The 13,297-nt window shown below is 60.5% G+C and carries 14 protein-coding genes and 2 pseudogenes; 9 read left to right on the plus strand and 7 right to left on the minus strand.

What is annotated here, in order from left to right:
* Positions 1–1,754 (minus strand): annotated as a pseudogene (locus FEM54_RS10210) (cation:proton antiporter); the annotation flags it as partial.
* A 292-nt stretch (positions 1,755–2,046) separates the two neighbouring features.
* On the opposite strand from FEM54_RS10210, the gene FEM54_RS10215 reads away from it, so the two are divergent.
* Positions 2,047–2,532 carry an acyl-CoA thioesterase gene (locus FEM54_RS10215; RefSeq protein ID WP_017135769.1) on the plus strand — a complete coding sequence of 162 codons (486 nt, stop codon included), beginning with the start codon at positions 2,047–2,049 and terminating at the stop codon, positions 2,530–2,532.
* Positions 2,533–2,662: 130 nt separating this feature from the next.
* Here FEM54_RS10215 and pdxY read toward each other — a convergent pair whose 3' ends face one another.
* Complete coding sequence (gene pdxY, locus FEM54_RS10220) at positions 2,663–3,535, minus strand: pyridoxal kinase PdxY (RefSeq protein ID WP_017135768.1); 873 nt, start codon at positions 3,533–3,535, stop codon at positions 2,663–2,665.
* 117 nt (positions 3,536–3,652) lie between these two features.
* Here pdxY and FEM54_RS10225 point away from each other — a divergent pair, with 117 nt between their 5' ends.
* Positions 3,653–4,048, plus strand: coding sequence for a DUF3301 domain-containing protein (locus FEM54_RS10225; protein WP_017135767.1), 396 nt, complete (start codon positions 3,653–3,655; stop codon positions 4,046–4,048).
* Here the strand turns inward: FEM54_RS10225 and FEM54_RS10230 are convergent.
* Genes FEM54_RS10230 through dksA form a run of 4 tightly spaced genes read right to left on the minus strand, consistent with a single transcriptional unit; the run spans position 4,042 to position 7,328 of the window.
* Entirely contained in the window at positions 4,042–5,004 is a 963-nt protein-coding gene (locus FEM54_RS10230; protein WP_138450727.1) for a CobW family GTP-binding protein, read from the minus strand. The two genes, FEM54_RS10225 and FEM54_RS10230, sit on opposite strands and share 7 nt — an antisense overlap.
* A 42-nt stretch (positions 5,005–5,046) precedes the next feature.
* Positions 5,047–5,691 carry a DUF1826 domain-containing protein gene (locus FEM54_RS10235; protein WP_017135765.1) on the minus strand — a complete coding sequence of 215 codons (645 nt, stop codon included), beginning with the start codon at positions 5,689–5,691 and terminating at the stop codon, positions 5,047–5,049.
* Positions 5,691–6,896, minus strand: a complete 1,206-nt coding sequence (gene zigA, locus FEM54_RS10240) for a zinc metallochaperone GTPase ZigA (protein WP_017135764.1) — start codon at positions 6,894–6,896, stop codon at positions 5,691–5,693. The genes FEM54_RS10235 and zigA overlap by 1 nt, the downstream gene beginning before the upstream one ends.
* Positions 6,897–6,923: 27 nt before the next feature.
* Positions 6,924–7,328 carry an RNA polymerase-binding protein DksA gene (gene dksA, locus FEM54_RS10245; protein ID WP_138450729.1) on the minus strand — a complete coding sequence of 135 codons (405 nt, stop codon included), beginning with the start codon at positions 7,326–7,328 and terminating at the stop codon, positions 6,924–6,926.
* A 126-nt stretch (positions 7,329–7,454) separates the two neighbouring features.
* On the opposite strand from dksA, the gene FEM54_RS10250 reads away from it, so the two are divergent.
* Complete coding sequence (locus tag FEM54_RS10250) at positions 7,455–7,823, plus strand: glutamine synthetase (protein ID WP_138450732.1); 369 nt, start codon at positions 7,455–7,457, stop codon at positions 7,821–7,823.
* Here FEM54_RS10250 and FEM54_RS10255 read toward each other — a convergent pair.
* Positions 7,820–9,031 carry an N-acetylmuramoyl-L-alanine amidase gene (locus FEM54_RS10255; RefSeq protein ID WP_099550222.1) on the minus strand — a complete coding sequence of 404 codons (1,212 nt, stop codon included), beginning with the start codon at positions 9,029–9,031 and terminating at the stop codon, positions 7,820–7,822. The genes FEM54_RS10250 and FEM54_RS10255 overlap by 4 nt on opposite strands.
* A gap of 128 nt (positions 9,032–9,159) precedes the next feature.
* Between FEM54_RS10255 and folE2 the strand changes: the two genes are divergently transcribed.
* From folE2 to FEM54_RS10285, 6 genes and pseudogenes are all read left to right on the plus strand, one after another.
* A complete protein-coding gene (gene folE2 / locus FEM54_RS10260; RefSeq protein WP_138450734.1) occupies positions 9,160–10,056 on the plus strand; it encodes a GTP cyclohydrolase FolE2 in 897 nt (298 codons plus the stop codon).
* Entirely contained in the window at positions 10,053–10,721 is a 669-nt protein-coding gene (locus tag FEM54_RS10265; protein WP_138450735.1) for a metal ABC transporter ATP-binding protein, read from the plus strand. The genes folE2 and FEM54_RS10265 overlap by 4 nt, the downstream gene beginning before the upstream one ends.
* Positions 10,721–11,587 carry a metal ABC transporter permease gene (locus tag FEM54_RS10270; protein ID WP_017135759.1) on the plus strand — a complete coding sequence of 289 codons (867 nt, stop codon included), beginning with the start codon at positions 10,721–10,723 and terminating at the stop codon, positions 11,585–11,587. The genes FEM54_RS10265 and FEM54_RS10270 overlap by 1 nt, the downstream gene beginning before the upstream one ends.
* A gap of 11 nt (positions 11,588–11,598) precedes the next feature.
* Positions 11,599–12,477, plus strand: a complete 879-nt coding sequence (locus FEM54_RS10275) for a metal ABC transporter substrate-binding protein (RefSeq protein WP_017135758.1) — start codon at positions 11,599–11,601, stop codon at positions 12,475–12,477.
* A pseudogene (hisI, locus tag FEM54_RS10280) lies at positions 12,474–12,886 on the plus strand (phosphoribosyl-AMP cyclohydrolase). Before FEM54_RS10275 ends, hisI begins: the two are co-directional and overlap by 4 nt.
* Positions 12,883–13,297: DapH/DapD/GlmU-related protein (locus FEM54_RS10285; RefSeq protein WP_138450738.1), on the plus strand; the 415-nt coding region annotated here is incomplete at its 3' end. The pseudogene hisI and the gene FEM54_RS10285, both read left to right, overlap by 4 nt.

Consider the following 13,297-nt stretch of genomic DNA (forward strand, 5'->3'; position numbering starts at 1 on the left):
GATGTATCTTTGTGGTTATCCAGCGTCTCCAGCAAGGCGACCTGCATCCGCGTATGCACGCGGATGAACCACCGCCAGAGCACCGCCGCCACCGCCGCCGTGACCACGGCAATCAGCACCAGCAACTTGTTGGTCGGCAAAATACTCGCCGACAAGGCTGCCAATAGCAGGAAGATCACCAACAGCGACAGGATCGGGATCACCTCCGCGATCACCCGTCGCACACGCTGGGTATGCCGCCCGGCCATCTCCGGTTTCACACTCATCTCCGCCAGCAACATCGACAGCGCCTTGAGCTTGCGGTACGCCGCAATCAGAAACGGCAGCGACAGCAGCAACGCCCCACCCCAGATCAATGCCTTCTGCCAGCTCGGATCACTGATCCAGCCTTCCAGGTACCCGCCAATGCGCGCCGCGAAGAAGCTGCCGGCAAAGAAGATCGCGATCACCAATGCCAGGTTCACGCCCACTTGCAGGATGATCTTGCGAATCATCGACGCCAGCATCGCGCCCTCACCTTGAGGCTGAATACTGCGCAACCATTCGCCATACAGGCCGAACACCCGGCTCATGCGCTTGGGCATTACCGCGGCAATCTTCAACGACAATGGGTCAGCGCCGCGAATCAGGTACGGCGTGAGCAGCGTGGTGATCGCCGAAACCGCCACCGCCACCGGATAGAGGAAGTCACTGGTCACCTGCAAGGTCATCCCCAGCGCGGCGATGATGAAGGAAAACTCGCCAATCTGTGACAGCCCCATACCCACACGCAGTGAGGTACGGCCATCATTGCCGGCAATAAACGCCCCCAGGCCGCAGGACAGCATCTTGCCCAGCACTACTGCCACGGTAATCACCGCGATGGGCCAGGCGTACTGCAGCAGGATCTGCGGGTCGATCATCAAGCCGATGGCGACAAAGAAGATCGCGCTGAACATGTCGCGAACCGGTTCGATCAGGCGTTCAATTTTAATCAACTGGCGAGATTCGGCCATGATCGCGCCGATCAGGAAAGCACTCAGCACCATGCTCTATTCGAGTTTGACCACCAGCAGGCAAAAGCCGAAACACAGGCCCAACACGGTGATCAGCAGCATCTCGTTACTTTCAAACTTGGCCACATAGGCCAACAGGCGCGGCACCAGCAAAATGCCGATGACCAACGCCACGATCATGAACAGCGACAGCTTGCCAACCGTAGAGAACACCTCACCGGAACTCACCGTGCCGCTGACGGCGATGCTCGACAGCAAGGCGATGATGCCGATGCCCAGGATGTCCTCGACGATCAGCACGCCAAAAATCAGTTGGGCAAAACGCTGGTTCTTCATCTTCAGGTCATTGAGCGCCTTGACGATGATGGTGGTCGAGGAAATCGCCAGGATCGCGCCGAGGAACAGCGAGTCCATGGTGTTCCAGTCGAACCAGCGGCCGATCTCGTAGCCGATCCAGATCATCAGGATGATTTCCAGGAAGGCCGCGATAAACGCCGTGGCGCCGACCTTGAACAACTTGCGCAGGCTGAACTCCAGGCCCAGGCAGAACATCAGGAAGATCACCCCCAGCTCAGCCAGGGTCTTGATGGTGTCTTCGTCGTGGATCAGGCCGAACGGCGGCGTGTGAGGGCCAATGATGAACCCCGCGACGATATACCCCAGCACCACCGGCTGCTTGAGGCGGTGGAACAGGATGGTGACAACCCCTGCCACCAGCATGATCACGGCCAAGTCCTGGATAAAGCTGATGGCGTGCATGACGAGGGGCTCCTTGAGGGGTACTGGCGCTTTTCCCACTTCCACACGCGCCCTTGAACAGTCGCTAAGCGCGGAAGGAAAAGTCTGCCTTGATCGTAAGAAATGCCCTGGGATGGGCTTTTGAAGGTTAACACCACGACTTCCGGCAGAAAGCCGGTGCAATATATGGAAACAGATCGGCGTTCGCGTGACGGCAAGCCGCCCACTGGCGTCCCGTTAGGGAGAGCGCTGTAAAGATTCCAGCACCCGTAGAGGTGTCCCCCAACCAATGCCTACAACCCGTGAGTGTGCTATGGAACCCGGAAACGCCCAGCTGTCGATGACGGTATTGATGACCCCTGACATGGCCAACTTCTCAGGCAATGTGCACGGCGGCACCCTGCTCAAATACCTCGACGAAGTGGCCTACGCCTGCGCGAGCCGTTACGCGGGCCGTTATGTGGTCACACTGTCGGTCGACCAGGTGATTTTTCGCGAGCCGATCCATGTCGGCGAGCTGGTGACCTTCCTGGCCTCGGTCAACTACACCGGCAACACATCGATGGAAGTGGGCATCAAGGTGGTGACCGAAAACATCCGCGAGCGCTCGGTGCGCCATACCAACAGCTGCTTCTTCACCATGGTGGCCGTGGACGACCAGCGCAAACCCGCCGCCGTACCGCCGCTGCAGCCACAGAACAGCGAAGACAAGCGCCGCTTTGTGCAGGCGCAACAGCGTCGGCAGATTCGTCAGGAGCTGGAGAAGCGTTATCGGGAAATCAAGGCAGACGGGCCGTAAATTTCGAGCTGTAAACCCAATCGAATGTGGGAGCTGGCTTGCCTGCGATGAGGGCCTGACAGTCGACATCTTTGTCGCCTGACACACCGCTATCGCAGGCAAGCCAGCTCCCACATTGGGTTTTGTGTGCTTACAGGCCGATGGGTGTTGCCTCAAAGCGTACGCGAGGATGCGCGATACGATCCTGAGCCCGTACCAGCTCCAGCTCGTAACTGGCGCAGGCCTGGGTTTCCAGCAGCACTTCATGCACCGCTGCGGCGGTGAATTCGAAGGCCGCCAACAGGCTGTCACCCAACAGCACACGCGCCAGGAATAACCCCGACGTCAGGTCGCCCACGCCCACCGGCTGACGCGGGAACGCCAGCAACGGCCGGCGTAAGTGCCAGCTGCCGTCTGCTGTGACCAGCAGCATCTCGAAACCCTCCGGCAGCTTGCCCGGATAATCCAAGTGTTTGACCAATACCGCCTTCGGCCCACGGGCCAGCAGCGCCTTGGCCATCGCCAGGCAATCGAACAGCGATTGCGGCTTGCGCCCGGCGAAGCTGTCCAGCTCCAGTTGGTTGGGGCACAGGAAATCCGCCATGGCCGCCGCCTCGTCCAGCAGGAAATCGCTGACTTCCTGGGGCACGATGCAGCCTTTTTCCGGATGGCCCATGACTGGGTCGCACAGGTACAGGGCCTTGGGGTTGATGGCCTTGATACGGGCCACGCCGGTAAGAATCGCTCGGCCCTGGTCGGCACTGCCCAAGTAGCCGGACAGTACCGCATCGCAGTTGCCCAACTCGCCAATCGCGGCAATGCCTTCTACCAACGCCGGAATTTGCTGCGGCGCCAGCACTTCGCCCGCCCACTGGCCATACTGAGTGTGATTGGAGAACTGCACCGTGTTCAGCGGCCAGACGTTCACCCCGACCCGCTGCATGGGGAACACGGCGGCGCTGTTTCCGGCGTGGCCAAAGACCACATGAGACTGGATCGCAAGCAGATGAGGTGTGCGTTTCATGCGGGAGATTTCCGTAAAGCCGTTTGAATTCTGGCCGCGCAGTATGCGACTAAACCCAGCCTGTACGACAGACCAGAGACACAGTTAAGCTGCTCTCACTTTGTTGGAGTTCATCGCATGCTGACCCTGGGAAATATCTTCGTGTTGATGCTGTTGGCGACCGGTGCCGCCTGGGTGTGGCACAACCACGGCCTGCGCGAACGGGCGCTGGAGCGGGTCAAGCAGCATTGCGCCAAACTGGATATCGAACTGCTCGACGGCGCAGTGGCGTTAAAACGCATCGGTTTTGTGAAAGATGCCAATGGTCGACGGCGTCTGGCACGCATTTACAACTTTGAGTTCACTGTGACCGGGGAAGCCCGTCATCCCGGGACTATCACTCAGTTTGGCGCCCACAGCGCGCAGATCGAATTGGCGCCCTACCCGTTCGAGATCAAGACACCGCAGCCCAGCGCCGAAGTCATCGAGCTGAGCCAATGGCGCCAGGACCACGCCAGCAAGACCCGTCACTGACGGCACGCGGCCAGCGCGCTCTGTAGCCCAGCCACGTCCTGTGGCTGGCTGAAGATCAATTCAATACGTGAATCGCGGCGCCACTCGCTGGGTTGCCAGGCGAGTGGACCATTATCCACAGCGTTAGCCGACACCCAGGTATCGCCGCTGTGGATAACCAGCTTGGCGCGGCGCCATTCAAGGCCAGAAAGCCAGCTGTGCAGGCGCGCAATGTCGAACGACTGGCTTGGATGCCAGCGCCAACCGATACTCCAGCCACCTTCCTGGGCCTGACTCAGGCAAATGGGCAACGCAGGATCAACCCAGACGGCCGGCATCTGTACCACACCTTTGGGCACCTCGAAGTTATCCACAGCTGCGCCAGCCTGTGCATCCAGGCCGGGCAATTGCTTGAGCGGCAACTGCGCCTGGCGTGTCCAGTAAATCGGGCAAGCAGGCAGTTGCTGTTCTATGGCCTGGCGCTGTGAGGCATCCAACGATTCATCTTTGTTCAATACCAACAAACCGGCGCTGGCCAGCGCTTCCTGCTGCGCTTGCGGCAAAGCTTTGCCCGCTGCCAAGGCTTGGGCATCCAATACCAACACACACGGCTGAACCGCGAGCACGCCCTGCCATGGCGCCTCGCGCAACTGCTTGAGCAACTGCGCCGGATGCCCCAGGCCCGAGGGCTCGATAAACAGCCGATCCGGCTTGGCCTTACGCAACAGGCGGCCAAGCCCTACCTGGAACGGTGCACCATTCACACAGCACAAACAGCCACCAGCGACTTCGCCCAGCGCAATGCCGTCGTCGTCCTGTGTAAGCAAGGCAGCGTCCAGGCCGATTTGCCCGAACTCATTGATCAACACGGCCCAGCGCTCGTTGGCCGGGCGTTGGGCCAACAGGTGTTTGATCAGGCTGGTCTTGCCGGCGCCCAAAGGCCCGGCAATCACGTGGGTAGGAATGTTCTGCAGCATGGGGCTTCATTCAGGCCGGGTAGAGCGCTTGATCCTACGCGGTTATGCGAGCCAATCCAGCGTCAGGATCAACCGGCGCTCGTCGGCCTTGAGCGCGGGTGAGCGATGGATCAAGCCATGGTTCTCGTTGCCGTGCCATTTTGTGCCCTTGAGCAAAGCCACTTCACCGCAGTGGACCTGCTCGATACGCTCGGTAGGTTCCGCGTCGGGCTGGCTGAGTTTACGCCGGTCCATCACGCCTTCGCGCAGCCACTGGCTGCCGATGCCGGCGTAGGTGGTGATCAGTCGAACCGGCACATGGTCGACGTGAAAACGCGGGCACATGGCCTTGTCCAACAGCCGCAAACGCACGCCAATCCTCTTGGCACCGAGCAGGCAAGCAAACGCGCTGACCAGCCAGGACACATCGGCGATAAAGCCTTCGTAACCTTCAAGATCACGGCAACTGGAGGCCAAACCCTGCAAATTGGGCACAGCCTCCTCATTGTCGAGCTCAATCACCAAGGAATCCGCCAACGGCTCATTGAGCGCCACCAGCAAGGCGCCAAATTCGGCGATATGCAGGGGCAACTGGCGCTGCCACAGCGCCAGGTTGACGTCATTTTCGAGGATGTCCGACAGCGCCAGCGGCGTTTCACCCCGGGTCTGCCGGATCACCGGGCGTAAGGGAATTACCGGGGCCAGCATCAGGCTACCTGCTCATACCAAGGGCCAAAGGGGTCGGCCAACTGGCGCCAGCCTTCGACGCCCTGGGCCATTTCTTCATCGTTAAGCAAGCACGCGTCCAGCTCGGCGCGCATCTGCGCGAAGTCGATGTTTTGCCCGATAAACACCAGTTCCTGACGGCAGTCGCCGGTGCTCAATTGCCAGTTGCCCATGATCGCCGCTACGCTTTCTTCGTCCTGCGGCCACTGGCTTTTCGGCACAAAACGCCACCAGCGCCCGGCAAAACCATGGCGCATCAAGCCACCGGCCTGGGACCAACTGCCGGCATCCTGATGCTTGCTCGCCAGCCAGAAAAAGCCCTTGGAGCGCAGCAGTTTGCCGTTCACCCACGGGCGATCGATAAAGTCGAAGAAACGCTGCGGATGAAACGGGCGACGCGCGCGGTAAGCGGTGGAGGCGATGCCATATTCTTCGGTTTCCGGCACATGTTCACCGCGTAGCTCCTGCAACCACCCCGGCGCTTGCGCTGCGCGTTCGAAGTCGAAGCGGCCAGTGTTGAGGATCTTGTTCAGCGGCACTTCGCCCATCACCATCGGGATGATTTCCGCCTGCGCATTGAGGCGCTCAAGGATGGCCATCAACTCCTCGCGTTCGCGGCTACTGATCAGGTCGATCTTGCTGATCAGGATCACGTCGGCGAATTCGATCTGCTCGATGAGCAAATCGGTGATGGAGCGCTCGTCGTCTTCGCCCAGGGTTTCACCCCGGGAAGCGAGGCTTTCGGCAGCTTGGTAATCGAGCAGGAAATTCATGCCGTCGACCACGGTGACCATGGTGTCCAGGCGTGCGATATCGGCCAGGCTTTGCTCGTTTTCATCACGGAACGTGAAGGTTTCGGCCACGGGCAGCGGCTCGGAAATGCCGGTGGACTCGATCAACAGGTAATCGAAGCGCCCTTCCTTGGCGAGCTTTGTGACTTCTTCCAGCAAGTCTTCACGCAAGGTGCAGCAGATGCAGCCGTTGCTCATCTCCACCAGTTTTTCTTCGGAGCGATTCAGCGTGACGTCGCGCTGCACCTCGCTGCCGTCGATATTGATTTCACTCATGTCGTTGACGATCACCGCCACCCGCAGGTTTTCGCGGTTGCGCAGAACGTAGTTGAGCAGCGTGCTTTTACCAGCGCCGAGAAAGCCGGACAGCACGGTAACGGGAAGGCGATTAGTCATCAGGTAATCCTCATCAGGGTTGGCCGGTCAAATCGCCCGTTTATGGCGTTCGCGCAGCTCTTCACGTTCTTTGGCTTCGATAGACAGGGTGGCAGTGGGGCGCAGCAGCAGGCGTTGCAGGCCGATGGGCTCGCCGGTTTCGCGACACCAGCCATATTCGCCGCGGGCCAGCAGTTCGAGGGCATCGTCGATCTTGTCCAAGAGCTTTTTTTCACGCTCCAGCAGGCGCAGCTGCCACTGGCGCTGCTCTTCGGCGCTGCCGATATCGGCCAGGTCGCTGTTGGTTTCCTGCTCGCGCAGCACCAGGAATTCAGCCTCGATACGCGCCTGCAGTTCGTAGCGCTGCGTCAGCAGCAGCGCTCGGAAGAAGCCTTGCTGAACGTCATTCATGTAATCGGCGGGCAGTTGGGCCAGGAGCTCTTGTTCAGTCATGGGAAGCGGTTCACGGGTCAGGCTGTTATTTAATGTTATAGTATAACAACACAAATAAGCCAATCCCGGCTTGCTCGCCACGACGAAGGGCGCAATGCTGGAACACTTTCTTGCCCGAGAGGCACTATGAAATATCTGGTGTATGCCCTGTTATTGGGCGTGGCAGGATCTGCCTGCGCGCAAACGCCGAGCCCGTTGGCGAGCTGCACGCGCAGCGCTAATTTGCTGGCCTGCGTAGACCCGCTGGGCAATGCCTACAGCGTGGCGACGGTTGGCAGCACTACGTATTTGCGCGGTTTTGAGGTGATCGGCAAACGCTATTGGGCACAAACCAGTAGCCGCTATGGGCAGCTGACGTTCTTTACCGGGTTGGCGTCCGATGGTGAGGCGTGGGTCGGCTACACGCGCCGCGTGGGCTGGACCACCATCAACCGGTTTTCCAGTTCGGGTGGCGCCAGCGCCAAGTTCACGTGCAGCCGTATAGCCGGCTGTTAGACCTGGCCGCTCTTCTGTTCCTGAACCCAAGCCATGTAGCTGTTCATCGGCGGGTTCTTCTCGAAGTATTTTTTCAGGCCGTCGAACAGGCCATCCGCCACGGCTTGTTGATGACGCGCCGTCACCAGCCGCTGGGCGTCCCGAGTGTTGGAGATAAACCCGGTTTCCACCAGGATCGACGGCACGTCAGGTGATTTGAGCACCGCAAACCCGGCTTGCTCCACGCGCTTCTGGTGCAACGTGGTGATGCTTTGCAGGCTGCCCAACACCGAGCTGCCCAGTTGCAGGCTGGAGGCGATGGTGGCGTTCATCGACATATCGAGAATTACCCCGGCGAGCATCGGATCCTTGTCCTTGAGGTTGAGCAATGTCGTGGCGCCCAACAGGTCGGCGCCGTTTTCGCGCTGCGCCATGAAGCGCGCGGTGGCGGAGGTGGCACCGCCTTCGGACAACGCATACACCGAAGCCCCGGAGGCGGTGAGGCGCGGCGCGGCGTCGGCATGCACCGAGATAAACATATCGGCCTTGTGCTGACGGGCGATGTCCACGCGCTTGCGCAGCGGCACGAAGAAGTCGTCGTTGCGCACCAGCTTCACGTCAAAGCCCTTCTCGCGCTTCAAGCGTTTGGCCAGCAGTTGGGCGATGGACAGCACCACATCCTTTTCGCGCTGGCCCTTGGAGCCGATGGCGCCAGGGTCTTTGCCGCCGTGGCCAGGGTCGACCACCACGATGATGTCGCGCTTGGGGTGCGCTTTATCTACTGGAGCCACCAGCGGCGCCGGCTGCGCAGCAATCTGGCGCGGCGCGTGGGTGGCGTTGGTCAGGTCGAGTACCAGGCGATGGCCTTGACCATCCTGTGGCGGCAATAAAAAGCTGTTGAGCTGCATCGGCGAGGCCAGGTCCAGCACGATGCGCGTATCGCTCTTGCCGAAATGCCCCGAACGAATCGACGTAATCCCACTGTCCTTCAGCGCCAACTGCGAAAAATCACCACTGAGCCCGGCGCCGCTCAGGTCGATGATCACGCGCTCCGGCGACGTCAGGGAGAAGGTCTTGTATTGCACCGGGCCGCTGAGGTCGAACACCAGCCGCAGTTTGTCGTCGGAGCGCCACAAGCGCGCATTACGAATCTGTGTGGCGAACGCCCCCAATGGAAAGGTGAACAGAGGGCTGACCAGCAGCAGATTGAGAAGCTGACGTCTGTGCATGAAAAACACCGCAAATAAAGGAGCGTCCCTGCTCGACATGACTGAAGAAAGACTGGAGCAGAAAAATCATCGTCGACTTAATCGTTATAATATAACATGTCTTTTTATTGCCAACGATGGACCTGCTCATGAATGCGCTGACTCTGCCGGATATCGCTGCGCAGGCTTCACGGCAAGCCTTGCCACTCGACTGGGTGGGCATGTGCGGCATCGCCCTGCCAATCCTCATCGACGGCCAACGCCTGACTGCCACCGCCGATGCAGGCGTAAGCCTGGACGATGGCGAGGCCCGTGGCATTCATATGTCGCGCCTGTACCTGGCCTTGGAAATGCTCGACCAGCAGCTTCTTACACCTGCACTTCTGCGTAATGTACTGCAGCGCTTTCTCGAGAGTCATGAAGGATTATCTAAGAACGCCTACTTGCGCATTCACACGGATTTGTTACTCAAACGCCCGGCGCTGGTCAGCCCGCTGGCCGGTTGGAAAGGCTACCCGGTGTGCATCGAAGCGCGTCTGGAAAACCAGATGTTCCACGTGGAACTAAAAATTGACGTTACTTATTCCTCAACCTGCCCTTGCTCAGCTGCGCTCGCCAGGCAGTTGATTCAGCAGCAATTTCTTCAGGACTTCGCCAACAAACCGGTGCAGCACGAAGACGTATTGACCTGGCTCGGCAGCACCAACGGCATCGTGGCCACGCCCCACAGCCAGCGCAGCAGCGCCCAACTGTCGATCCAACTGGACGCCAGCCAGAACACGCTGCCGCTCACAGACCTGATCGACACCGTCGAATCCGCCCTCGGCACCGCCGTGCAAACCGCTGTAAAACGGGCGGACGAACAAGCCTTCGCCTTGGCCAATGGGCAGAACCTGATGTTCTGCGAAGACGCCGCCCGCCGCCTGAACCTCGCCTTGAAACGCTCGGATGCTGTCAAAGCCTTCCACCTGAAAGTGATCCACGCCGAAAGCCTACACGCGCACGATGCCGTGGCTGAAAGCCGCTGGACGAGAGACTCTGCATGATCACCTGCAACGCTTTGCGCTGGGGCGCCCCCGGGCAACCACTCACCCCTGCGCTGGATCTGCGCCTGGAAAAAGGCAGCCTCACCGGCATCATTGGCGCCAACGGCACGGGCAAGAGCAGCCTGCTCAAAGTCATCGCTGGGCTGCAAAAGCCGTTGGCGGGCAACGTCAGCGTGGATGTTCCACGTCGTGGCGGCTTGTCGTTCCTGCCACAGCAGCAACACCTGGACCGGCAGTTTCCGATCAGCCTGCAAGAGTTGGTGGCCGCCGGATTCTGGGGCACCAAACTCAGCCCGGAACAACGCAGCCAGCGTCTGCACGCAGTGCTGGAAGACTGGTGCCTCACCGGCCTGGAACATCGACCGTTGATGGCGTTGTCTGGCGGCGAACTGCAACGTGCACTGCTGGCGCGCATGAGCCTGGCTGAAGCGCCAGTATTGCTGCTCGACGAGCCCCACGCCGCCCTCGACGAAGAAGGCCAGGCGCTGTGCTGGAACCATGTGCACGCCTGGCACGATGAAGGCCGCACGGTGGTGATCGTTTGTCATGACCTTGCCTCCGTGCGCCACCACACTCAGCAAGTAGTGCAAATCAAAAGCTCTGGCTGCGTATTTGGCCCCAGTAAAGAACTGATCCGCCCGCAACCTCACATGCAGGTGGCCTGATGCACTTCGCCGCCCACCTGTGGATGCCCTTTCAAGATTTCGTTTTCATGCGCCGTGCCCTGATTGGAGGGCTGGTGCTTGCCTGCAGCACCGCGCCGCTGGGTGTGTTTTTGATTCTGCGGCGCATGAGCCTGATCGGTGACGCCGTCGCCCACGGCATCCTGCCCGGTGCCGCACTGGGCTTCTGGTTCGCCGGCATCAGCCTGCCGGCGCTGACCATCGGTGGCCTCGGCGCTGGGCTGAGCATGGCCGGATTGTCGGCGTGGATCACCCGCCGCACCGGCCTGCGTGAAGATGCCAGCCTCGCCGCCATCTACCCCATCTCGCTCGCCGCCGGCGTGCTGATCCTGGGCATCGCCGGCAAGCGCCTGGACCTCTTGCACCTGCTGTTCGGCTCCGCCCTGGCGGTGGATGAAACCACCCTCACCGGCATGCTTTGGGTCTCGGGTTTCAGCCTGATCGCCATGGGATTGATCTACAAACCGCTGCTGCTGGACACCCTCGACCCGCTGTTTCTGCAAACCGTAAGCCGCCTTGGCCCGCTCGCCCACGGGTTATTCCTGACCCTGGTGGTGCTGAACCTGGTGATCGGCTTCCAGGCTATCGGCGCGTTGATGGTGGTGGGTTTGATGATGTTGCCGGCGATTGCTTCACGCTTCTGGAGCCGGCGCCTGCCGGTGTTGATTGCAGTATCGGCGGTGCTGGGATGCCTGTCGGTGTGGCTTGGTTTGCTGCTGTCGTTCTACTACTCACTGCCCAGCGGCCCGGCCATCGTGCTGGTGGCTGGCGGCGGGTATCTGCTGTCCGTGGTTTTCGGCCCGGTGCACGGCTTGCTGCGCCGCCCGCCCTCTCTTACATCCCAATGAGGTGTTTCCCGATGCGCGCTTTACTCGTGCTGTTCAGTCTTCTGCTGCCCTTGTCGATGGCCCAGGCCGCCGACAAACTCCAAGTGGTCACCAGTTTCAGTATTCTCGATGACATCACCCACCAGATCGGTGGCGACCACATCCAGATCAGCAACATGGTCGGCCCTGACTCCGACGCCCACACCTATGAGCCGACGCCGGACGATGCCAAAGCCTTGCTCAAGGCCAAGGTCATCATCAAGAACGGCCTGGGCTTCGAACCCTGGCTGGACCGCCTGGTCACCAGCACCGAAACCAAAGCCACGGTGGTCACCGCCAGCAAAGGCGTGATTTCCCACACCATGGAAGAAGACGGCGAAACCATTCCGGACCCGCACGCCTGGCACAACCTGGCCAACGCCGAAATCTATGTGAACAACATCACCAAGGCACTGGTGGCGGCCGACCCGGCCAACAAGGCTGACTACCTGAGCAACAGCCAGGCCTACCTGAAACAGATCTACCGCTTGCTGGCCGAAGCCAAGACCAAGTTCGGCGCGCTGCCAGCCGGCAACCGTCGCATCGTCACCTCCCATGACGCCTTTGGTTACCTGGGCCAGGCCTATGGCATTCAGTTCCTGGCACCACAAGGTCTGTCGACCGAACGCGAACCTTCGGCCGCCGAAGTCGCCGCGCTGATCACCCAGATCCGCAAGGACAAGGTCAAAGCCGTGTTCATGGAAAACATCAAGGACTCACGCCTGCTCAAGCAGATCGCTGACGAAAGCGGCGCGCAGATCGGCGGCACGCTGTACTCCGACGCCCTCGCCGCTGAAGGCCCGGCCAGCACCTTTACCGGTCTGTTCGAGTACAACCTCAACACCTTGTGCGCCGCCCTGAGCAAGCCATGACACTGAGCATGCTCGACCTGGAAGAGGCTGCCCTGGGCAGCCGCTTTCCACTCGAACCCGTACTCGACGCCCTGCCGTGGAACAGCGATGGCCTGATCGCCGCCATCGCCCAGCAACACGGCAGCGGCGAGGTGCTGATGCTGGCCTGGATGAATCGCCAGGCCCTCAGCGAAACCCTGGCCAGCGGGCACGTCTGCTACTGGTCACGCTCGCGCCAGCAACTGTGGCGCAAGGCGAAAGCTCTGGCCATTGGCAACAGTTGATTGAGGCACGCCTGGATTGTGATGGCGATGCCGTGCTGTTGATCGTCGACCAACAAGGCCCGGCCTGCCACACCGGGCGGCCGACTTGCTTCTACAACGCCATCGATGGCAACCACGTCCACATCATCACGGAGCCTGTTGCATGATCCGCAAGAACCCTTCCGGCGATCTGCCGGTGATTGCCGAGTCGGCCTACGTCGACAAGACCGCGATCATCTGCGGCAAGGTCATCATTGGCGAGAACGTGTTCGTCGGCCCCTACGCCGTGATCCGCGCCGACGAAGTCGACGCCACCGGCAAAATGGACCCGATCACCATCGGCGCCAATTCCAATATCCAGGACGGCGTGGTGATCCACTCCAAATCCGGTGCGGCGGTGACGATTGGCGAGTTTACGTCTATTGCGCATCGCTCCATCGTCCACGGCCCGTGCACCGTGGGCGACCGCGTTTTCATCGGCTTCAACAGCGTGCTGTTCAACTGCGCCGTCGGCGATGGCTGTGTGGTACGCCACAACTCGGTGGTCGATGGGCGCGACTTGCCCGCCGCCTTCTACG

This window comes from Pseudomonas edaphica, from assembly GCF_005863185.1.
In the GTDB taxonomy this organism is placed as follows: Bacteria; Pseudomonadota; Gammaproteobacteria; order Pseudomonadales; family Pseudomonadaceae; genus Aquipseudomonas; species Aquipseudomonas edaphica.